The sequence below is a fragment of the Achromobacter maghribensis genome (assembly GCF_057334215.1).
This window is the reverse complement of sequence record NZ_JBHFII010000023.1, coordinates 14097-35142: the sequence shown is the minus strand read 5'-3', so window position 1 is coordinate 35142 and position 21046 is coordinate 14097. Positions and strand designations below refer to the sequence as shown.

At 66.5% G+C, this 21046-nt stretch carries 22 protein-coding genes and 1 pseudogene; 11 read left to right on the top strand and 12 right to left on the bottom strand.

The window, feature by feature from the left end:
* Positions 1 to 167: pseudogene (locus ACE039_RS09660) on the bottom strand (SDR family NAD(P)-dependent oxidoreductase); the annotation flags it as partial.
* A 103-nt stretch (positions 168 to 270) separates the two neighbouring features.
* Here ACE039_RS09660 and ACE039_RS09655 point away from each other — a divergent pair.
* The 5 genes from ACE039_RS09655 (at position 271) to ACE039_RS09635 (ending at position 5411) form a co-directional block, all read left to right on the top strand.
* Positions 271 to 1188 carry a LysR substrate-binding domain-containing protein gene (locus ACE039_RS09655; protein ID WP_485822229.1) on the top strand — a complete coding sequence of 306 codons (918 nt, stop codon included), beginning with the start codon at positions 271 to 273 and terminating at the stop codon, positions 1186 to 1188.
* A gap of 112 nt (positions 1189 to 1300) precedes the next feature.
* Positions 1301 to 1816, top strand: a complete 516-nt coding sequence (locus tag ACE039_RS09650) for a sigma-70 family RNA polymerase sigma factor (RefSeq protein WP_313463808.1) — start codon at positions 1301 to 1303, stop codon at positions 1814 to 1816.
* 12 nt (positions 1817 to 1828) lie between these two features.
* Positions 1829 to 2815 carry a FecR domain-containing protein gene (locus tag ACE039_RS09645; protein WP_485822228.1) on the top strand — a complete coding sequence of 329 codons (987 nt, stop codon included), beginning with the start codon at positions 1829 to 1831 and terminating at the stop codon, positions 2813 to 2815.
* A gap of 120 nt (positions 2816 to 2935) precedes the next feature.
* On the top strand, positions 2936 to 4099 hold the full coding sequence (locus tag ACE039_RS09640) for a TonB-dependent siderophore receptor (protein ID WP_485822227.1): 1164 nt from the start codon (positions 2936 to 2938) through the stop codon (positions 4097 to 4099).
* The gene (locus ACE039_RS09635; RefSeq protein WP_485822226.1) at positions 4068 to 5411 is read left to right on the top strand and encodes a TonB-dependent siderophore receptor; all 1344 of its coding nucleotides are present in this window, start codon (positions 4068 to 4070) and stop codon (positions 5409 to 5411) included. Before ACE039_RS09640 ends, ACE039_RS09635 begins: the two co-directional genes overlap by 32 nt.
* Here ACE039_RS09635 and gstA read toward each other — a convergent pair.
* Positions 5395 to 6009: a glutathione transferase GstA gene (gstA, locus tag ACE039_RS09630; RefSeq protein ID WP_485822225.1), complete on the bottom strand. Its 615-nt coding sequence runs from the start codon at positions 6007 to 6009 to the stop codon at positions 5395 to 5397. The two genes, ACE039_RS09635 and gstA, sit on opposite strands and share 17 nt — an antisense overlap.
* 98 nt (positions 6010 to 6107) lie before the next feature.
* On the opposite strand from gstA, the gene ACE039_RS09625 reads away from it, so the two are divergent.
* From ACE039_RS09625 to ACE039_RS09615, 3 genes are all read left to right on the top strand, one after another.
* The gene (locus ACE039_RS09625; RefSeq protein WP_485822224.1) at positions 6108 to 6986 is read left to right on the top strand and encodes a LysR family transcriptional regulator; all 879 of its coding nucleotides are present in this window, start codon (positions 6108 to 6110) and stop codon (positions 6984 to 6986) included.
* 91 nt (positions 6987 to 7077) lie between these two features.
* The gene (locus tag ACE039_RS09620) at positions 7078 to 7509 is read left to right on the top strand and encodes a GNAT family N-acetyltransferase (protein ID WP_485822223.1); all 432 of its coding nucleotides are present in this window, start codon (positions 7078 to 7080) and stop codon (positions 7507 to 7509) included.
* Between the two features lie 54 nt (positions 7510 to 7563).
* Positions 7564 to 8361, top strand: a complete 798-nt coding sequence (locus ACE039_RS09615) for a DUF169 domain-containing protein (RefSeq protein ID WP_485822222.1) — start codon at positions 7564 to 7566, stop codon at positions 8359 to 8361.
* Here the strand turns inward: ACE039_RS09615 and ACE039_RS09610 are convergent.
* The gene (locus ACE039_RS09610; protein ID WP_448710394.1) at positions 8358 to 9263 is read right to left on the bottom strand and encodes a LysR family transcriptional regulator; all 906 of its coding nucleotides are present in this window, start codon (positions 9261 to 9263) and stop codon (positions 8358 to 8360) included. The two genes, ACE039_RS09615 and ACE039_RS09610, sit on opposite strands and share 4 nt — an antisense overlap.
* A 106-nt stretch (positions 9264 to 9369) precedes the next feature.
* Between ACE039_RS09610 and ACE039_RS09605 the strand changes: the two genes are divergently transcribed.
* Together ACE039_RS09605 and ACE039_RS09600 are read left to right on the top strand one after the other, a co-directional pair.
* Positions 9370 to 10548: an MFS transporter gene (locus tag ACE039_RS09605; protein ID WP_485822221.1), complete on the top strand. Its 1179-nt coding sequence runs from the start codon at positions 9370 to 9372 to the stop codon at positions 10546 to 10548.
* Positions 10549 to 10633: 85 nt separating this feature from the next.
* Positions 10634 to 11302, top strand: a complete 669-nt coding sequence (locus tag ACE039_RS09600) for an HAD family hydrolase (RefSeq protein WP_485822220.1) — start codon at positions 10634 to 10636, stop codon at positions 11300 to 11302.
* A 68-nt stretch (positions 11303 to 11370) separates the two neighbouring features.
* Here the strand turns inward: ACE039_RS09600 and ACE039_RS09595 are convergent, their stop codons facing one another.
* From ACE039_RS09595 to ACE039_RS09555, 9 genes are all read right to left on the bottom strand, one after another.
* Positions 11371 to 12330, bottom strand: a complete 960-nt coding sequence (locus tag ACE039_RS09595) for a DMT family transporter (protein ID WP_448710390.1) — start codon at positions 12328 to 12330, stop codon at positions 11371 to 11373.
* 79 nt (positions 12331 to 12409) lie between these two features.
* The gene (locus ACE039_RS09590; protein WP_448710388.1) at positions 12410 to 13252 is read right to left on the bottom strand and encodes an AraC family transcriptional regulator; all 843 of its coding nucleotides are present in this window, start codon (positions 13250 to 13252) and stop codon (positions 12410 to 12412) included.
* Positions 13253 to 13368: 116 nt separating this feature from the next.
* Positions 13369 to 14667 (bottom strand): RNA polymerase sigma factor, encoded by a 1299-nt coding sequence (locus ACE039_RS09585; protein WP_485822219.1) that lies wholly within the window; start codon positions 14665 to 14667, stop codon positions 13369 to 13371.
* The gene (locus ACE039_RS09580) at positions 14664 to 15071 is read right to left on the bottom strand and encodes a VOC family protein (protein WP_448710385.1); all 408 of its coding nucleotides are present in this window, start codon (positions 15069 to 15071) and stop codon (positions 14664 to 14666) included. The genes ACE039_RS09585 and ACE039_RS09580 overlap by 4 nt, the downstream gene beginning before the upstream one ends.
* Before the next feature lie 19 nt (positions 15072 to 15090).
* Positions 15091 to 15501, bottom strand: a complete 411-nt coding sequence (locus ACE039_RS09575; RefSeq protein ID WP_448710383.1) for a YciI family protein — start codon at positions 15499 to 15501, stop codon at positions 15091 to 15093.
* Between the two features lie 483 nt (positions 15502 to 15984).
* Positions 15985 to 16338: a YciI family protein gene (locus ACE039_RS09570; RefSeq protein ID WP_105556765.1), complete on the bottom strand. Its 354-nt coding sequence runs from the start codon at positions 16336 to 16338 to the stop codon at positions 15985 to 15987.
* A gap of 131 nt (positions 16339 to 16469) precedes the next feature.
* Positions 16470 to 17414 (bottom strand): OmpA/MotB family protein, encoded by a 945-nt coding sequence (locus tag ACE039_RS09565; RefSeq protein WP_485822218.1) that lies wholly within the window; start codon positions 17412 to 17414, stop codon positions 16470 to 16472.
* Positions 17411 to 18283 (bottom strand): motility protein A, encoded by an 873-nt coding sequence (locus ACE039_RS09560; protein WP_448710378.1) that lies wholly within the window; start codon positions 18281 to 18283, stop codon positions 17411 to 17413. Before ACE039_RS09560 ends, ACE039_RS09565 begins: the two co-directional genes overlap by 4 nt.
* Before the next feature lie 179 nt (positions 18284 to 18462).
* Positions 18463 to 19020 (bottom strand): GNAT family N-acetyltransferase, encoded by a 558-nt coding sequence (locus ACE039_RS09555; RefSeq protein WP_448710418.1) that lies wholly within the window; start codon positions 19018 to 19020, stop codon positions 18463 to 18465.
* A gap of 124 nt (positions 19021 to 19144) precedes the next feature.
* On the opposite strand from ACE039_RS09555, the gene ACE039_RS09550 reads away from it, so the two are divergent.
* The gene (locus tag ACE039_RS09550) at positions 19145 to 21019 is read left to right on the top strand and encodes an NYN domain-containing protein (RefSeq protein ID WP_485822217.1); all 1875 of its coding nucleotides are present in this window, start codon (positions 19145 to 19147) and stop codon (positions 21017 to 21019) included.
* Positions 21020 to 21046 lie beyond the last annotated feature (27 nt).

The following is a 21046-nucleotide window of genomic DNA, read 5'->3' as shown; positions in this document are numbered from 1 at the left end:
CCCCCCCCCCCCGCGCCCAGGGTGGCGCGTGCGGTTTCCAGGGTGGCGGCGTCGCGTCCGGTGATGATGACGCGGGCGCCTTCCGCCGCGAAAGCCTGGGCGGCCGCCAAGCCGATGCCGCTCGTGCCGCCGGTGACCAAAACGGTCTTCTGTTCAAAACGGTTCATGGTGATCTCCTTGGGAGTCGTTCGATAAGGTGTAGCCATAGTGCGCCGAAGGCAGCCCTTTGTCGTACGATCTTTTGAACGAACACGTTCGAAGGAATCGCACATGTTGACGGTCAATGAGCTGGCGCTGCTGGAAGCCATACGCGACAGCGGCAGCCTGTCGCGCGCGGCGGTGAAACTGGGGCGCGCGCCATCCTCGGTATCGCACGCGGCGCGGCAACTGGAAGAACGGTTCGACGCGCTGTTGTTCGACCGCCGCCGGTACCGCTTGCAATTGACGCCGGCAGGTCGGTTGCTGGCGGACGAGGCCGCCCGGGTAATGCTTGACGTGTCGCGCCTGACCCAACGCGTCAAGCAGGTGGCCAGTGGCTGGGAGGACCGGCTGCATATCGTCAGCGACGAGATCCTAGAATTCGAATTGATGTCGCCCTTGATCCAGGCGTTCGACGGGCTGGATTCCGGCGTGACGCTGCGGTTCACGCACGAGGTGCTGGGTGGTACCTGGGAAGCGCTGCGGGAAGGCCGGGCCGACCTGATCGTGGGGGCCACGAACGAACCCCAGTCCATACCGAATCTGCAGTGGGCGGCACTGGGCGAAATGGAATGGCTATTCGCCGTATCGCGCCGCCACCCGCTGGCCAAGGCGAAAGCGCCCTTGCGCCAGGACCAGATCCAGCAGCACCGTGCGATCGTGGTGGCGGACACGTCGCGGGGCGTGTCCGCGCGCGGCTATGGCCGGGTGGGCGGCCAAGCGGTGCTTGCCGTGCCCAGCATGCGCGCCAAGATCCTCGCGCAGCGCGAGGGCCTGGGCGTGGGATGGGTGCCACGCCACCGTGTGGCCTCTTTGCTTGCACGCGGCGAATTGGTGGAAAAGCAGACCGAGACGCCGCGCGAGCCGAATCTGCTGTATTTGGCGTGGCGGGGCGGGCATGAGGGCAGGGCGCTGCAATGGTGGCTGGAGCAACTGCGGCAGCCCAGAATGGCGCAGGCGCTGATGCGCGGGGTCGACGCTTTCCGTTGAGCCCGTGGCGGGGAGTGTTGCAAACGGGGGAATGCCGAGTAGCGGGGCGAGGCGACCTCGAATAGAATGCGATTAATTCTTGTTATCAAAAACTACGCAGCGAGCCCCCGTCGTGTCCGACCCCGTTCCCGCCATCCCCGCGCACGACGCGATCCAGACGCTGTATGTCGAACACCATCGCTGGCTGCTCGGTTTCCTCAGGCGCCGCCTCGGCGGCTCGGACCATGCGGCCGATCTGGCGCACGACACCTTCGAACGCATCATGGGTGTGGATTCGCAGCCCATCCTGGCGCAGCCCCGGGCCTATTTGACCACCGTCGCCAAGCGTCTGTTGTTTCGCCACCATCGCCGCGGCGCCATTGAAGCCGCATATCTGGACGTGCTGGCCGCGCGTGGCGAACCATGCGAACCCTCGGTCGAGTCGCGCCTGATCGTGGTTGAAACGCTGGTTGAACTTTGCCGCCTGGTGGACGGCATGGATGCGCGTACCCGCGGCATCTTCCTGCTGGCGCAACTGGAAGGGCTTTCGTATCCGGACGTCGCACATCGTATGGGCTGCTCGCTGGATATCGTGAAGAAGACCATGTCCAAAGCCCTGCAGCGCTGTTTCAGCGTGATGTACGCGTAGGCGGCCCGGCGCATGTCTTCCCTGTCGACGTCCTCGTTGCCGCGCAGCCGGCCCGCCGTGGTGGCGGCGGCAACGGACTGGCTGATCTGCCTGCAATGCGACCCGACGCCGGCCGACCTTTCGCGCTGGCAAACGTGGCGGGCGGCGAACCCCGATCATGAACTGGCGTGGCAGCGCGTGGCGGCGATGGCACAGACGCTTGAGGAGCACGCGGCCAAGCTACCGAGTGCGGCGGCAAGCCAGGTGGTCGAGCAGGTAAGCCGCTCTCAGGCTGGGCGTCGACGATTGCTTGCCGCGTTGCTTGGCGTATCCGCCACCGGGGGCCTTGTAATGGCCACGGGCGAACCCGCGCCGTGGCGGTTGTGGACGGCTGCTTACCGTTCAGGCGTTGGCGAACGCCGTCTGCTGACGCTGGAGGACGGCACGCGTCTGATGCTGAATACCCGCAGCGCTGTCGATACGCGCTTCGACGCCCGGGCGCGGCGCATCGTTCTGGTAGAGGGCGAGATCCATATCGAGTCCGGCCAGGACGCCTTGGGCAGGCCGATGATCGTCGAGACGCGCAGTGGCTTCATCAGCCCGATCGGCACGCGCTTTACCGTGCGCCAACTGGGTGAAGAAGCGCAGACCCATGTGGCCGTGCTGGAGGGCGCCGTGCGTATCCAGACGCGGTCGAGCGGCACGGAGCTGCGGTTGAACCGCGGGGAACGAACGGCGTTCGACCGTGACGGCGTGGACGCAGTGCGACCCAGCCCCGCCAATGCCGACGCCTGGACCAGCGGCATGCTGTTCGCCGACGATTGGCGATTGCAGGATTTCCTGGCGGAACTCGGACGCTACCGGCGCGGCTTTTTGCGATGCGATCCCGCCGTGGCCGATCTTCGGATTACTGGCGCATTCCCGGTGCAGGACACTGACAAGGTCCTGCGGTTGATGGAACGGATCCTGCCCGTGCGGGTGCATCGCCGCACCGCGTATTGGGTGACGGTCGGGCCATGACGGCAGTGCACGGTTATTTTGTAACAGGCCGGCACCATTTTGCGATTCGAGCATTAGACAGTGAGACAGCCGCCTCATTGGGCAGGGTTGTCCATTGCTAACGTTCACAAGGATCGCCTCATGCCGCATCATCCCCGCCGTCGCCGCGCGACGCCCACAACGCTGTCGCCCGCGCGCCGCTGGTTGTGCCATATCGCATTCGGCCTGCCCGCCGGCGCGCTGCTGTCCACATTGGCGCCAGCCCAGCCCGCCCACGCCCAGGTGTTGGATGCCAGGCAGCAATACGGCATCGCGGCGGGATCGTTGCGCCAAGTGTTGCTGGAGTTCGGGCGCCGTTCGGGCGTGATGGTGGGGGCGGAGCCGGCTATGGTTGCCGATGTGAACAGCCCGGGATTGCGCGGCACGTACGGCGTGCGCGATGGGCTGGCGGCGTTGTTGGCGGGCACGGGCCTGGACGCGGTAGCGGAGGAAAGCGGAGCCTACCGGCTGCGTCGCACGCCTGCCGTGCCGGGCGCCGCCGTTCTGGAGCCCGTCCGCGTGCTGGGGCAAACCGAAAACGCTTGGGGGCCGGTGCCGGGCGTCGCAGCCAAGCGTAGCGCCACGGGAACCAAGACCGATGCCTCCATTCTGGAAATTCCCCAGACGGTGAATGTGGTGACCGCGGCGGAAATCTCGACGCGCGGGGCGACCACGGTTGCCCAGGCGCTGCGTTACACGCCGGGTGTCAACGTCAACGGCTACACCGATGCCAACATGATCGCCGACGAGGTCGACTCGCGCGGCTTCGCCCCGGCGCCGCTGTACCTGGACGGTACGTATCTGCCGTATGCGGGCAGCTTGGGCGGCGCGCTGCAGATTGATCCGTATCTGTTGGAACGGGTGGAAGTGCTGAAGGGGCCGGTGTCGGTGCTGTATGGCCAAAACCAGCCCGGCGGCTTGATCAATCTGGTATCCAAACGGCCGTCCGAAGAGCGGCTACGGGAAGTGCGGATGGGTGTGGGCAGCTATGGCCGGGTGGAAAGCAACCTGGACCTGACCGGACCCGCCAACGAAGATGGTTCGCTGTTGTACCGCGTAACGGCGGTGGCCAATGGTGGCAATGAACAGACCGACTACAAGGAAAGCCGGCGCCTGTTGATCGCGCCCAGCTTGTCGTGGCGGCCCAGCGCCGCGACGTCGCTGACGCTGTACACGCAATTGCAGCGCGACGGCGGCGTGTATAAGAGACAGGCCTCTGCCCGCGATCGGCACGGTGTTCGCTGGACCCGACGGCAAGCGGATTGACCGCGACATTTTTACCGGGCAGCCCGGATATAACGATTTCTACCGCCGTCAGTATGTCGTGGGCACGGACCTGTCCCACAAGTTCTCCGAGCAAGCCGCGATTCGCCAGACGATCCGCTTCGTGGATGTGCGCGACAACTACCGTGGCTTCTACCTGAACCGCTTTGTGCAGGATGCCGATGGCAATACCGATTACCGCCAGGCAAGCCGGACCAAGCTGGATTGGGGGCAGCACAACAATGTGCTGAGTATTGACAACAATCTGGAGCTAAAGGGCAAGACGGGCGCGTTGGACCACACGGTCCTGGTTGGTCTGGACTACCGTCATTTCTCGCGTAAATACACGGGCTACAACAATTATGCGGCGACGCCGCTGAATCTGTACGACCCCGACTACAACGTGGCGCAGCCGGATACCGAGTTGACCACGCAATGGGACAACAGCGTCAGCCAGGTCGGGCTGTACCTGCAAGACCAGATCAAGTTAAACAATTTTGTGTTGACGCTTGGCGGCCGCTACGACTGGGCCAAGATCGACAACCAGGATCTGGTGGCCAGCACCCGGACCCGCCGCAATGACAGCGCGTTCAGCGGGCGCGTGGGCCTGGCCTATGTGGCTGCGAACGGATTGGCGCCCTACATCAGCTATTCGGAATCGTTCCTGCCGGTGGTCGGCACCAATTACGAGGGCGAGTCTTTCAAACCCACCACGGGCAAGCAGGTGGAGGTGGGCGTCAAGTATCAGCCCTCGGACAGCGACACGCTGATCACGCTTTCGGCGTTCGAGATTCGGCAGAAGAACATGTCTTCCGAGGACTTCGACCATCCCGGCTACGAAGTCCAGAATGGTGGCGTGCGGTCCAAGGGCGTTGAACTGGAAATCAAGTCGCAGCCGATGGAACGCCTGGATGTGATCGCGGGCTTGACCTACCTGGACCCCCGTTCGACGCCGGGTTCGTACAACGCCGGCAAACGTTTGGCCGCACTGCCGACCTGGGCCGCGAGCCTCTGGACCAACTACCGATTGCCCGGCGAGGTGCTGGGGGGCATGGAGGTGGGCGTGGGGGTGCGCTGGACGGGCACGGCTTACGGCGATTCGGCCAACACCTTCCGCACGCCGTCCTTTGCGGTGGTGGATGCGTCGCTGCGCTACGACCTGGCGCATCTGTCGCCTTCCTTGGGCGGTCTGGTCGCCAGCCTGACCGTGCAGAATCTGTTCGACAAGACCTACGTGTCCAGCTGCAACTATTCCTTCGGTTGCTATTACGGCAAGGCGCGAAGCATGATGGCCGGCGTCACGTACCGCTGGTAGCGCCTTCGGCCGCCAGCGCCGCCTGCACGCTGGGCCGCTCGCCGATCCGGGTCATATAGGCCGCCAGGGCTGGCCAGCGGGCCAGGTCGATGTCGAAGAAGACCGCCCAGCGCAGCACGGTGTACAGATAGGCGTCGGCGACGCTGAAGCGCTCATCAAGCAGATATCGGCGCCCGTCCAGCTGGCGCGCCGTATAGTCCAGGCGCTTTTCCAGGCGCGTCTGCCACCAGAGCCTGGCGGCGGCCGGCAGGTCGCGGTTGAACAGCGGACCGAAGCCGCCGTGGATTTCGGCGCTGATGAAGTTCAGCCATTCTTGCAGGCGGCTGCGGGCCCAACTGCCGTTGGGGGGCGCCAGCCCGGCTTCGGGCTTCTGGTCGGCCAGATACTGGACGATGGCGGGGCCTTCGGTCAGCACCTGCCCGTCATCGCGTTCCAGCGCAGCGACGTACCCCTTGGGGTTGATCGCCAGGAAGTCACCGTCATCGGCGGTGCGCTTCGTCTGGTTGTCCACGCGCACCAGCGTGAACGGAAGGCCCAGTTCGCGCAGCACGATATGGGGCGACAGCGAGCAGGTGTGCGGGGCGTAGTACAGCTTCATGGGTGGGCTCTTGAGGCAACGGGACGCCCAGCTTGAAGCCATTCCTGGCATGGGTAAAATTACTTTTCAAGAAATAAGCCATAAGCAAAGGTAATGCCATGATGAACCTGATTCATTGGCGGCTGGTGCTGGCGGTGGTGGACGCTGGCAACATCACGCACGCCGCGGCACAGGTGGGCATGACCCAGTCCGGCGCCAGCCAGGCGATCGCGCAGCTGGAAGACACATTGGGCGCGCCGCTTTTCACGCGGGAGCGCCGACAGACCGTGCCAACCGCGCTGGGCCTGCGGGTGGCGGACGAAGCCCGGACCATGCTGGGCGCGCTGCATCGCATCCAGACGTTGTCGCGCGAGGCACGGGGCGCCGCGGGCGGCACGCTGCGGTTGGCCAGTTTCCCCATGGTGTTCTCGACCGTGCTGCCGCCGGTGTTGCGCCGTTTCCGGCAACTGCACCCCGAGATCGATGTGATATCGCTGGAAGCCACCGACGATGAAGTCGAAACGCTGCTGGCCGCAGGTACCGTGGACGTGGGCGTCGTGCTGAATGCTGCGCCGGGCCGGCAAGTCTGTCCTTTGGGGCAGGATGAATGGATGGCCGTGCTGCCCGCCGCGCATCCCCTGGCGCGCGCCCGCGGCGCCATCGCCTTGGCGGAGCTGGCGGCTGAACCGTTCGTGCTGGCCACCGGCGGATGCAGCGTGCATGCGCAAACCCTGGCCGCAGATGCCGGCTTGGCGATCACGGACGTGCGGGCTTCGGTCCGCGATTGGGCCAGCGCGTTCGCCCTGGTCCGCGACGGCCTGGGCGTGACGCTGGTGCCTGCACTGACCTTGCCGGAAAGCCGGCGCGGCTTGCGGGTGTTGCGGCTGGCGTCACCGCTGTACCGGTCCTTCGGCCTGGCGGCGTCCGGGCAGGCGGCCGACAGTGGACCGGTCCGGGCGTTGTTCGCCATGTTGCAGCGGGATGACAAGGCGGGGTAGGCCGCGCCGGTGGGCCGCCGCGCTTGTCATGGCGCGGACACGGTGCTGTCATACGCTTGCCCGCTTTCTTTGACACCGACTGGAAGCTCTCATGCAGATCCGCACCGCCATGACCGAGGACAGCGCCGCCATCGCGGCATTGCTGACGCAATTGGATTACCCCGGCACGGCGTCCTTTGTGCCGCAGAAGATTGCGCAACTGGCGGCTCACCCCGATGCCTGCCTGCTGGTCGCCGAAGACCAGGCGGGCACCTTGCTGGGCTTCATCGGATTGCATTTCATGATCCAGCTGGCGCTGCCCGGCGATTTTTGCCGCATCACGTATTTCTGCGTCGGCGATCAGGCGCGCAGCGCGGGCGTGGGGCGGCAACTGGAAGCGGCGGCCGAAGAGCTGGCCCGCTCGCGCGGCTGCGACCGCATCGAGGTGCATTGCCATGAACGTAGAACCGACGCGCACCGGTTTTACTACCGGCAGGGGTACCAGGAATCGCCGAAGTACCTGATGAAGCGGGTAAATACGTAAAATCGCCAAGCATCCAACGCGGCATTGCCGCGCACAACAGTCCAAAGGACGGGAATGGAAGAGACAACGCACGACACGCCCCTTGACTGGGCGTCGATGGTCGACGACCTGAACAAGCTGCTGCGGCTGAAAACCACGGTCATCGGCATGAAGTTGTTCGAGGACGAAGCCGCCATGGCGGGCGTGAGCGGCTTGCGGCGGCCGCAGGCCACGCACACGACTGACCAGATCGTCGGCATGGCGGCGCGGCTGGGCTGGACGGTGGGCATTACCGGAGACGACCTTGTTGGCTCGCAATGCCGCGCGGTGGTCGGCCTGGGCCCGCAGGACGAAGCCTGGAAAAGCGGCAAGGATTACGTCGGCGTCTGGCATGCGACCGAGGCCGATGCGCGGGCGCGCCAGGAGGCGCTGTCCTGTGTGCCGGCGGGCAAGTACCGGGGGCTGGTGGTGTCGCCGTTGGCCTCGGGGCGGCTGGACCCGCCCGACATCTGCCTGGTGTACGCCACGCCGGGTCAGATGATCATTCTGATCAATGGTTTGCAGTGGAAGAACTATCGGCGATTTGACTGGAGCGTGGTGGGCGAGACGGCCTGTGCGGATTCCTGGGGCCGCGCGCTGGCAACGGGCGAGCCCAGCCTGTCATTGCCCTGTTTCGCCGAGCGCCGCTATGGCGGCGTGCCCGACGAAGAAATGCTGATGGCGTTGCCGCCGCGCTATTTGCCGGTGGCGATCGCGGGCATGAAGGCGTTGGCGGCCAACGGGTTGCGTTATCCGATTGCGCCTTACGGCATTCAGAATGACGTGCGGGCAGGCATGGGCGTGAGCTATGCGCAAGCGCCCAAAACCACTTAGCCGGCGTCCCGCAACGCCGCCGCCAGGGCGCGTGCCGCGGGCCCTAGCGGCAGATCGACGCGATGCGCCAGGTACGTTTCGGTGGCGACCTGGCTGGCGCGGCCCAGGCTGTCCGTGGGCAGGCGCAGCAGCCGGCCTTCGGCCAAATCGCGTTCCACCAGCCACAACGGCAGGCGGCCCCAACCCACGCCCGCCAGGATCAGCGCATGCTTGGTGTCCTGGCCACTGACGCGGCACGTCTGCGGCGACAACACGGCGAAGTCGCGGCCTTCGGTCAGGGTGGATGGGTCCGACTGCACGATCTGCAAGTGATCGGCCAGCTCGGGCGCGCCCAGCGCAGCATCGGCCGGCGGCCGACGGGCCAGGGGGTGGGCGGCGCCAACCACGGCAACCATCTGCACCGAGGACAACGCCTGCACGGCGATGCGGGGGTGGCGGAAATGTTCGCCGGCGATGATGCCCAGCGTGTGGCTGCCGCTCAGCAACGCATCGATGGGGCCTCCCAGCGGCAAGACCGACACGCGGGTGGCGACGCTGGGGTAAGCGGCGCGCATGACATTCAGCGCGGTACCGACCGTGGCGATGGGAAACAGCGTGTCTACCACCAGCGACAGCGCAAGCTCGACACCTTCGCCCAGGCCTTGCGCCCGTGCGCGCAGCGCGTCCACGCGCAGCAGGATGTCGCGGGCATTGGCCAGCAGCGCCTGGCCTTGGGACGTCATGACGGGCCGCCGGCCGCTGCGGTCGAACAGCGTCACGCCCAATTGTCCTTCCATGGTGGCGATGGCGTGGCTGACCGCCGACTGCACGCGCGACAGGCTGCGTCCGGCGGCGCGGAAGCTGCCGGTATCGGCAACGGCGGCGAACACGCGCAGTTGATCCAGCGTCAGGGCATCTATCATCGTCTGGCTGATCTATTCAATCGATCGGTCTTATCAAAAGATTATCACTTATCAGGATCGGCGCCAGCAGGCATGCTGTCGCCATCGCATGGGAAGAGAGGTTGGGATGAATCAGCGTGAAACCCGTTGGGCCGGGGTGTTGGCTATCGTGGGCGCGGGCGTGGTGGCGTCGTTGCAGGTGGGCAAGGTCATCATCGCCGCGCCGCTGCTGCGCCAGGACATGGGGCTGGATCTGGCGTCGATCGGCACGCTGACGGCGGTGTTTTCGATATTGGGCGTGATTGGCGGAATTGCGGCGGGGGGCGTGATCGCCCGCTTCGGCGCCCGCCGCATGCTGTTGCTGGGCCTGGTGGCGACGGCGTTGGGCACGGCTGCGGGCGCCACGGCGCCGGGCTACGGTGTCCTGCTGGCATCCCGCGTAATCGAAGGTTTGGGTTTTCTGATGATCACGGTGGCCGGGCCGGCCGCCTTGCAGCGCATGGTCTCGGCGTCGAACCGGGATTTCGCCTTTGCGCTCTGGAGCTGCTATATGCCCGCCGGCATGGCGGTTGCGATGCTGGCCTCGCAGGCCTTCGACCAGTGGCAGGCGTATTGGTGGTGCGCGGGGGCCGCGGTGCTGGTGGCGCTGGCCTGCGTGGCGGCGCTGGCGCCAGCCACCCCGGGCAGCGCCAGCCTGTCATGGCGCGGCTTGCGGCAAGACACCGCCGATACGCTGGGTGCGGCCGGCCCGGTGCTGCTGGCGCTGTCGTTCACGCTGTACAGCGTGATGTTCTTTGCGCTGTTCACCTTCCTGCCGGTGCTGCTGATGGAGCAACTGGGGCTGACGCTGGCGCAGGCAGGCCTGTACAGCGCGATCGCCAGCGCCGCCAACATCATCGGCAATCTGGGCGCGGGCATGCTGCTGGCGCGCGGTTGGCGGCGGTCGACGCTGATCGCCACCGCCAGCGTGACGATGGGCGTGGTGGCGTTGTTGATCTTCCGGTCGGTGTTGCCGGCAATGCCAACCTTCCTGCTGTGCGTGCTGTTTTCCGCGGTGGGCGGCCTGATTCCCGCGACCCTGCTGGGCACCGCGCCGCTGGTGGCGCCGCGCCCCGCGTTGACGGCGGCGTCGGTGGGGCTGGTGATGCAGGGCAGCAACCTGGGGCAGGTCATCGGCCCGGTCACGGTGGGCGGGGTGATCGACCGCTACGGCTGGGCCTCGGCGTCGTACGTCGTGCTGGCGGCCGGCTTGGGCGGGGTGGCCATTGCCGTTTGCTTGCGCAGGGTGCGCGCCGCGCGCTTGTAGCCGGCTTGGCGCCACCCGCCGAAAGGCGGTTGGCGCAGCGTCATGAAGCAGGCCTATCATGGAGGTCGATTCTGTTGGAGCCGCCATGCACACGCCTGCCACCCGCCTCGTGATCTTTGATTGCGACGGCGTATTGATCGATAGCGAAATCATCGCGGCGCGCGCCCAGTCGCGCGCGCTGGCCGAACACGGCATCGCCATCACCCCGGAAGACGCCGCCCGCCGGTTTGCCGGCATTCCCGACGTCGACATGTGGCAAACGCTGCAAGTGGAAAACGCCTGCACCTTGCCCGACGGCTTTGCGCGGCAATACGCCGACCGCCTGGAAACCACGTTCCGGCAAGAGCTGCGCGCGTTGCCCCACGTGCACGAGACCCTGGCGACGCTGCGGGCGCGCGCGCTGGCGCTTTGCGTGGCCTCCAGCAGCACGCCGCCAAAGCTGGAAGCCGCGTTGAAGCTGGTGGGGTTGTGGGACGCCTTCGCGCCCCATGTGTTCAGCACGGCACAGGTTGCCAAAGGCAAGCCGGCGCCCGACGTCTTTCTGTTCGCGGCGCGCCAGATGCGCACCGCCATCCTGGACTGCGTGGTGGTTGAAGACAGCGTGCCGGGCGTGCGCGCCGCCCGCGCCGCGCGCATGCGGGCCGTGGGCTACGTGGGCGCATCGCACAACGGGCCGGACCAGCGCCAGCGCTTGCTGGCCGAAGGCGCGTCCGAGGTGATCGACGATCTGAGCCAATTGCCCGATTTGCTGTAGCCGGCGGCGGTGGCCGGGCGCTTTGATCGGATCGCTTCGATCGGACCGCTTCGATCAGACCGCTTCGATCAGACCGCTACGGGCACCGGTTCCGGCTTGACGCGCACCGCGCGCAGCACGCCAACCACCAGGCAGGCGATACCCGCCATCGTCAGCGGTTCGGGCATCGTGCCGCGCAGGATGAAGGCGTAGGCCAGCGCCGCCAGTGTTTCGAATACGATCAGTTGGCCGGCCAATGCGGTGGGCAGCCGTTGGCTGGCCTCGTTCCAGCACAGCGTGCCCAGCCAGGACGCGAACAGGCCGATGATGATCATCAGGCCCAGGAACACCTCCGGGCGCGGCCCCAACGGCATGGCGAAACCGCTGCCCGTGGCGGCCATCCCGCCCCACAGCAAGGCGTAGCCCGCAAGCGCAAGGGGCAGGGTGGCCACGCCCTGGGCCGTGGCCCAGGTGCGGGGGCTGCGGTCGGGATGCGCCCGCAGCCAATCGGCGTTGCGCAACGGATACCAGGTCCAGCAGGCGACGGCGCCCAGCGCCAGCAGCGCGCCGACGGCATAGCGTGACAGATCGGCATCGGCGTCCTGGCGCAGCGCTTGCAGTTCGACCTGATTGACGCAGCCGATGCCCAGCGCGATCAGGGCCAGCGACGGCGCCAGCCGCTTCCACGGTAGTTTGCCGTCGCGGCGGGCATTGCGCAGGTTGGCGCAGACGGCGATCACTACGGGCAACGTGCCGATGATCATGGTGGGAACAGGGCCGCCTGCCCGCTGGATGGCGCTGGCCAGGCACAGGTAGTACAGCAGGTTGCCGATGGCGGCCAGCTTCAGGGCCTCGATCCAGTCGGCGCGGGTCAACAGCCGCAGCCGATGGCGGTCCAGCCACGCCAGCGGCAGCGCGATCAGGCCGAACGCCAGGTAGCGCGCTACCGATTGCAGCGCGGCCGGATATTCCGGCAACAGCAGGGGCCCCACGAATACCAGCCCCCACATCAGGCCGGCGGCCAGGGCATACAGGGTTCCCGCCCACATACATCGCTCCAGATGATCAATGCAGGCAGTCTAGCCACGCCCGGGCGGGCGGGTCTTGTACCAGATTGCGGTGGGGCGGCTAGCTGCGGACTTGCTTTTGGTAGCGGGCGGGCGTGACGCCGTAGCGGCGCGAGAACGCGCGGGTCAGGTGCGCCTGATCGGTCAGGCCTGCGGCCAGCGCCACCTGCGCAGGTTCGACACCGGCCGCCAACAGGCGCTTGGCTTCGAACAGCCGCAGCGCCATCAGCATCTGTTGCGGCGTTGCGTGGTGCTGTGCCTGGAAGCTGCGCAGGAAGTGGAACGGGCTCAGTCCCGCCACGGCCGCCAGTTCTTCCAGCGTCAGGCGGCGGGACAGGTGGGCGCGCAGATAGTCGATGACGGGCGCAAAGCGCTGCGCGCCTTCGTCCGGCGTGGCGCGCGGCACTTGCGCGTGGCGGCGGAATTCGGCCAGCAGCAGATACAGGGCGCTGTCGAAGGCCAGTGGTTCGCGTGCTTGCCACAAGGCGTCGAGCAACGCGGTAACCCGCTGCGCGCCGGCGCTGTCATGGCCGACGGCCGTGTCGAACCACCAGCCGGATTCGCCGGTGACGCGCGCCACCACGTCCGGATCGATATAGGCCATGCGGTAGCGCCAGCCGGTATCGGTTTCCGCGCGGCCGGTGTGCAATTCATCAGGATTCATCAGCACGACCGACCCGGACGGCGCCAGGTGATCCGCGCCCCGGTAGCGGAACCGTTCGACGCCGGATTCGATGGCGCCCAAGCCGTAGGCTTCGTGGGTGTGAGGCTCGAAGGCGTGGCGCACGATGTGCGCGCGGTACAGCTCTACGCCAGGCTGGTGGGCGGCATGGCGGAATTCGGCGCGGTCATTGGGATGATCGAACGCCGCCGGCACGCCCGCCAGGACGGGGGCGCCCGGCATGGAAGCAGCTGCGGGATCGGGGCACATGCCTGTGATTTAAGCATGCGGGGTAGCCCTGCGGGAGGTTGGGTCGTCGACGCTTATGTGCGCCGAATTTCTCGCTAAGGGGGCGCGTGTCAGTCTTTGTTGGAAGGCGGATGCTGCACTTGCATGTCGCGGGCGCGCGCCAGCAGCAGTTCGCGTTCGCGCGCGTTGCGCGTCATGCCGGCGGCGCGTTCGAATTCCGCATAGGCCTCGGCGTGGCGGCCCAGTTTGGCCAGCAGGTCGCCGCGCACGCTGGGCAGCCAATGGTAGTTGGCCAGCGTGGGGTCAGCCGACAGCGCGTCAACCAGGTCCAGCCCGGCCTGCGGGCCGAACGCCATGCCGACGGCGACGGCGCGGTTCAACGCCACCACCGGCGACGGCCTGACCTGCGCCAGCGCGTCGTATAGCGCCACGATGCGCGGCCAATCGGTTTCCTGGGGCGTGCGGGCGCGCGCGTGGCACGCGGCCAGTTCCGCTTGCAACGCATAAGCGCCCAAGGCGCCGCCTTGCGCGGCTGACCGCGCCAGCGCCGCCAGCCCGCGCCGGATCAGCAAGGGGTCCCAGCGGCCGCGGTCCTGCTCCATCAGCAGTACGGGCCGGCCTTGCGAGTCGGTGCGCGCAGGCAGGCGGGACGCCTGCAGTTCCATCAGCGCCACCAGGCCATGCACTTCGCTTTCGCCGGGCGCCAGTTCGGCCAGGATGCGGCCCAGGCGCAATGCTTCGTCGCACAGCGCCGGGCGCATCCAGTCGTCGCCCGACGTCGCCGAATAGCCCTCGTTGAAGATCAGGTAGATGACTTCCAGCACGGAAGCCAGGCGGGGGCCACGGTCTTGTTCGCGGGGGACTTCAAAAGGCACCTTGGCTGCCGTCAGGCTGCGCTTGGCCCGCACGATGCGCTGGGCGATCGTGGATTCCGAGGCCAGGAAGGCGCGGGCGATTTCGGCCGTGGAAAGCCCGCCCAGCAGCCGCAACGTCAGCGCCACGCGAGCCTCGGTGGACAGCACCGGATGGCAGGCGGTGAAGACCAGGCGCAGCAGGTCGTCGCCGATGTCGTCCTGCCGGGCGGCATCCAGCGCATCCACGAAATCAGGCTCTACGTCAGCCTGCAATGCCTCCAGCTCGTGGCCGATCTGATCGTGCTTGCGGGTGTGCAGCGCGTCCAGGCGCAAGCGATCGCGGGCACGGTTCTTCGCGGTGGTCATCAGCCACGCTCCCGGGTTGTCCGGCACACCCGTGTCGGGCCAGCGTTCAAGGGCGGCCACCAGCGCGTCCTGCGCCAGTTCTTCGGCCAGGCCGACGTCTCGCACCAACCGCGCGACGCCGGCAATGACGCTGGCGGCTTCGATCCGCCAGACCGCCTCGATGGCCCGATGGGTCTCCGTCAGGCTCATGCGGCGGCGGCCTCTTCGGGTTCCATGTAAACCAGTTCCCAGATGTGGCCGTCCAGGTCTTCGAAGGCATGGGCGTACATGAATCCATGGTCTTGCGGCGGGCGCGGCGTGGTGGCGCCGGCGGCCAGCGCCCGGGCAATCAGGCCGTCGACTTCGGCACGGCTCTCGCATGACAGGGCGATCAGCACTTCGTTGGCCTGGGCCGCGTCGACCAGCGGCTTGTCGGTGAAACCCTGGAAAAAGTCCTTGGTCAGCAGCATGGCGTAGATGTTGTCGCCGATGACCATGCAGGCGCCCTGGTCGTTGGTGAATTTCGGATTGAAAGTGAAGCCCAGGCTCTTGAAGAAGGCTTGGGACTTCTGCATGTCATCGATAGCGAGGTTGATGTAGATCTGCTTGTGCATCGTCGTGCTCCGGTTGGGGTCAGTGGCTGGCGCCGGGAATGTCGCGAAAGCGGTCCACGGCTTTGCTGGGCGCGAAATCTTCCAATTCGTACAGCTGGCGCACTTCGATGGCGCAAGGCTGGCCGATGAAAGGCTCGGGAAAGCGCAGCGCCCACTGCATGGCTTCTTCGCGCGAGCGCACCTGGATCATGGTGTAGCCGGCGATCAATTCCTTGGTTTCGGCAAAGGGGCCATCCACCACCGTGCGCTGGCCACCGTCGTAGTGCACGCGCCACCCATGGGACGAGGGCTTCAATCCGTTGGCGTCCAGCAGCACGCCGGCCTTGGCCAGCGCTTCGTGATAGGTTGCCATCGAGGCAAGCAGGTCTTCTTCCGGCATCAAGCCGGCTTCGCTGTCGGGCGTGGCGCGGACGATGATCATGAATCGCATCTGAGTTTCTCCTGGGGTCTGGACATCGCAGCCTGGGTTCCGGGTTAGGTACCGGGTTGAGATTCGGGCTTGTACTGGGACGACGAACGGGATGACGTCAGATCGACAAAGAATTTTCAGGCCTAGGGTAAATACCAGGTTCTGGGCCGCGCCGGAACGGTAATGCAGTCTGTTACGAACAGCCGGACCTGGTTGCAGGCGCCTCTCCTACACTCGCAGCGTCTTTATCCAAGCGAGTATTGATATGAGAATGTTGTGTGGTCTGGCCTTGGCGGCCATTTTGCTTTCTGGTTGTGCCGTATATACGCCCAGCGGTTCGGTGGTGATCGATCCCCACGACGGCGGTGGCGGCCGCGGCGGCTTCTGTCCGCCCGGACAGGCCAAGAAAGGCAACTGCTGACCCGGTAAGCCAAGGCCGGCCCGGCATTGTCGGGCGGGTTTGCCCAGGCGTTGCTTGATGGAGCGTTTCGCCAGGCGGGACGCCTACATGAAGCACGGGCCCAACTCGCGGACCTCGACCGTCGCCCATTGCGCGGCCGGGCATTCGGCGGCCAGGGCCAGCGCCTCTTCGCGGGTGTCGCACGTCAGCAGGAAGAACCCGCCGATCATTTCCTTGGCCTCTGCATAGGGGCCGTCCACCAGCGTGCGTTCGCCGTCGCGGATTTGCAGGCGCACGCCTTCGGATTCGGATTTCAGGGACTCGGCCTGCGTCAGCAGGCCGCGCGCTTTCAAGCCTTCGGCGTAGCGCACCATTTGCGCATAGGCGTCGCGGCCTTCCTCGGGCGTGCGTTGCGCGCGCTGGCCCACGGGTTCGACGATCAGCAAGAGGTAGGACATGGGGAGGGTTCCGGTTCGGCTCACGATGGCGGTTCCGGAGAGCTTACGTCAGTCTTCCCGGAAAATCGATCCGGCGGGCCGTGGCGTTCGCGCCGGCGGGGCCGTCCCCGGCCGCCGCCGACTCGCCCCGTTCAGGGCGCCTTGGCAACGGCCTTGACCGCGGCTTGCGCTTCCTGGGCGGGGGCCTGTTTCGGCGCGATGTCCATGATCAGCTCGACGCGCCGGTTGGCGGCGCGGCCAGCGGGAGTGTCGTTGGATTCAATGGGCCGGGTTTCGGCGTAGCCCACGGCGCGCAGCCGCTGGGCGGACACCCCGTCGCGCACCAGTTCGCGCAGCACGCTGGTGGCGCGGCTGCTGGACAGTTCCCAGTTGGACGCGAATTGCCGAGTCTGGATCGGCACCGGGTCGCTGTGGCCTTCCACCGACACCTGGTATTCGTTCTTGGTCAGGATCGCGGCCAGGCGCTTGATGACATCCAGGCCGGCGGGACTGAGCGTGGCTTGGCCCGAGGCGAACAGCAGTTCGTTGCTGATGCGGAAGCTGACCGACTGCTCATTAATGATCACATCGACCGATTTGCCCAGGTCGCCCAGGCCCAGGGATTCCTTGGAAGGCGCCTTGAGCGGCGGGGCGGCGTCGGCCACCTTCACGCCCTCGTCGGCGGCCGGGGCCTCGGCGGTGGGCGCTTCGGCGGGCGGTTCCGCCCAGCTGGCCGGGATCGGCGTCGTGTCGAATTCCGCGTATTCGCCGTCGTACTTGGGCAGGCCGCTGGTGGCCAGCGTGCCCACCAGTTCCACCGGCGTATCGGACGCGGCGGGGGCCTGGCCGTGCAGACGCGCCACGGCCAGCATCACCACCAGCATAGCCAGCAGCAGGGTGATCAGATCCAGATAGCTCAGCAGCCAGTTTTCGGCATCCTGCTCCACGGTCTCTTCGACGTGCCAGCGGGCGTAGCGGTCCTTGCGGTCGGTCTGGCTGGGGCGCCAGCCGCTGTTGTCCGCCGCTTTCTGGGCGCGCAACTGGGCCTGACGGGCCTGCTCGATCCGCTGCGCCAGCGAAGGGGAAATCAGGCTCATTGGCGCGCGGCCGCCGGACGGGTGATGGACACGGGCTGAACGGCGGGCTTGACCTGGCCTTCGGCCTTGGGCTTGGGCGGGGTCGCAGCGGCCACGCCGCCGTCGTGGATTTCGTCTTCGACGTGCATGACGAAGGAATTCAGCGTCTCGCGCACGACGGCCGGGCCGCGTTTTTCGCACATCATCGAGATGCCTTGCAGCACCATGTTCATCGACTCGACGCGGCGTGCGGTGCGGCGCTCGAGCTTGAGTGCGATCGGCTTGCAGACCAGGTTGGCCAGCAGAATGCCGTAAAAGGTCGTCATCAGGCCCACCGCCAGGTGCTTGCCGATCATCGTCATGCTGCCGTCGCCCAGCACGGCCATCAGGTTGATCAGGGCGACCAGCGTGCCCAGCATGCCGAAGGCAGGGGCGAAGGTGGCCATGACGCGGAACATCTGCGCTTCGGCCTGTTCGCGGGCGCGCAGGCGGGCGACGCGCCATTGCAACACTTCGATGATCTGGTCTTCCGGGGTGTTGTCGATGATCAACTGCACACCAGTGCGCAGGAACGGGTTCGAGACCTTCTTGAGTTCCTGCTCGACCTTGTGGACGTCGGTGTTCATCCACAGCTGCGCCATCGCCACCAGTTCTTCGATGTCGCGTTGCTGATCGTGCTGATCGTTACGGAACACGGTGCGCACCAGCTTGAAGATGCGCAGCACTTCGGCAAGCGGGTAGGCAATGAACAGGGCGGCGCAGGTGCCGCCCAGGACGATAGCCAGGCCCGGCAGGTTGAAGTACATGCTGGCGTCGGTGGCGGACAGCGCGACGACGATAAGCAGGGTAAGCAGGCCGACGACGGCGCCGATGACGGAAGACGGATTCATGGATCTTGCCCGAAAGGGAAGGCACTCCGCGCGCGGAATGCTGGATTTTCGGGGAATTCTAGCCAGGAGCCGCCGCGGTCAATCCGTCGGAAAGCAGGGCGAAAGGGCCGGTAAGCGCCGGCTTAACCTGTTAGCCGGCCCTTGCCGCGGGGGCAGGAAATGGGGGCAGATTCAAGGCGTCAGGCTTGGCGCTGATGCCGGGCCAGCCATTCGTCGCGGGTGATCTCCCAGATCTCGGCCGGTTGGCGGCCACTGACGAAACCGCGTTCTTCGACGCCCACGATGCGCATCCCGCTGCGCTCGGAAATCTTGCGCGACCCGGTGTTGGCGATGGCCTTGGGCGCTCGCAGCAACGGTTTGCCCAGCACATTGAACCAATAGGACGTAACGGCTTCGCTGGCTTCGGTCATGTAGCCCTTGCCGTGGTGAGCGGGGTCCAGCCAGAAGCCGCGATTGTTGCCGGAGTCGTCGTCCATCAGGCTCACAACACCGATCAGGCGGTCGGGAGCGTCCAGCGTGCGTACGGTCCAATGCCATTGTTCGCCCCGGCGGATGGCGGGCAGCGCCACATGCTCGATGTAGTCGCCGGCGGCGTTGTCCGGATAGGGCCACGGCACCTGATCCGCCAGGAAACGCACGACCTCCCATTGGGGAAAGATGCGCTGGATGGGCTCGGCGTCGTCCATCTCAAGCGGCTGCAGCGTCAGGCGGGCGGTGGTCAGGGCGGGGTAGGTCATGGTGTGTGCCGGGTGCGCCACGGCACGGGCTGGCAGGGGCGCTGAAGGTGATGTAGCCGGATATGTATATCATGAGCGGTATCTGGCGGTCAGCCCTATCGCCGCCGCAGCATTGGAGAACCCCATGAATACCCCCAACGAAAACGTCAGCATGGCGCTTTTCTGCGACTTCGAGAACGTAGCGCTGGGTGTGCGCGACACCAAGTACCAGAAGTTCGACATCCGGCCCGTGCTGGAACGTTTGCTGCTCAAGGGCAGCATCGTGGTCAAGAAGGCCTATTGCGATTGGGAACGCTATAAGGAATTCAAGGCCCCCATGCACGAAGCCAATTTCGAGCTGATCGAGATTCCGCATGTGCGCCAGTCGGGCAAGAATTCGGCCGATATCCGGCTGGTCGTGGACGCGCTGGACTTTTGCTACACCAAGTCGCACGTCAACACGTTCGTGATCATCAGCGGCGATTCCGATTTTTCGCCGCTGGTGTCCAAGCTGCGCGAAAACAACAAGAAGGTGATCGGCGTGGGCGTGAAGCAATCCACGTCCGACCTGCTGATCGCCAATTGCGACGAATTCATCTTCTATGACGATCTGGCCCGCGAAGGCCAGCGTACCGCCGATGCGCGACGCGACACTCGGGGCGGCGCGAATGCCGGCCAGCGTCGGACGCCGGACGAACAGCGCCGCCGCAAGGAAGAGCTCGAAGCCCGCAAGACCCAGGCCGTGGAAATGGTCGTCGAGACATTCGAAGCGCTGATGGCCGAACGCGGCGACAGCGGCAAGATCTGGGCCTCGGCGCTGAAGGACGCGCTGAAGCGCCGCAAACCGGATTTCAACGAGTCGTACTACGGCTTCCGCGCCTTCGGCAATCTGCTGGACGAGGCGCAGTCGCGCGGCTTTTTGGAAGTCGGCCGTGAAGAGAAGTCCGGCACCTACGTGTATCGCGACAGCGCAGACGGCGCAGACAGCGCCGATAGCGCGCCTGCCGCAGGCCGCGCAGGCCGCAACGGCGGATCGCGATTCGCGCGGGGCCGCCAGGCGGCGCCGGCGGCGGACGCCGATGTCGAGGTCGATGCCGACGACGCGCAAGAGGGCGCGCAAGAAGGCGCGGCGCCTGAGGAAGCCAATCCCCGTCCTTCCCGCAGATCGCGCGGTGGCCGCAAGTCGGGCCGAGGCGCCAGCCAGCATGCCGAGCAGGGCGTTGCCGAAGCCGCCATTGCCGCTACGTCCGACGTGGCATCGGATGAGCCGGTCACGGTGCCCCTGGCGACGCAAGCCGGGGTAGCCATGCCGCCCGCGGCACCGTCCGGGACCTTTGTTCACGCCGAAAAACAGGCCGAAGCGAACAGACAGGCCGAAGCCAACAAACGGGCCGAAGCTGAAAAACAGGCGCAAGCCGATAAGCAAACTGCCGAGGAACTGGCGAAGGAAGCGGCCAAGCTGGAAGCCATGCGCGCGGACGCGTTGGCCCGGGCGCAGGCCCCCAAGCCGGTCCAGGCCTCGCGACTGCCTCCCATGCCCACGCCGTTGCCCCAGGCACGCCAGCCGATTCCGGCCGTGGACATCGCCGAATGGACCTTTGTCGAACCTGCCGTGGAAACCCGCCGCGAGCCCGCCGGGAAGGTACCCGCCAAGGCAGCGGACCCGTTCGCCGGTGCCCCGGCCAGGACGGTTGAAGAGGCGCCGGCCGCCCCGGCGGTCAAGCGCGCCGCCACCCGCAGCCGCAGCGCCACCAAGACGGCTGCGGCCAAGACCGGCGAACGCGAGACGGCCCGGACGTCGCAGGCCGCTGCGGCTGCCGAACCGGCCAAGACAGGGACGGCGTCCGCGCCGCAAGCTGAAGCGGCTCCCGATGCCGCTGCCAAGACGGCCAGCAAGACAGCCACCAACGCGGCCAGCAAGACGGCCACCAAGGCGCCGGCCAAGACGGCCAGCAAGACGGCAGGCAAAACCGCAACGCGCGCGCGTCAGCCGCGCAAGACGGCCGCCTCGGAATCCTGAGGCGCGCTCGGTTCAGATCGCCGGGGG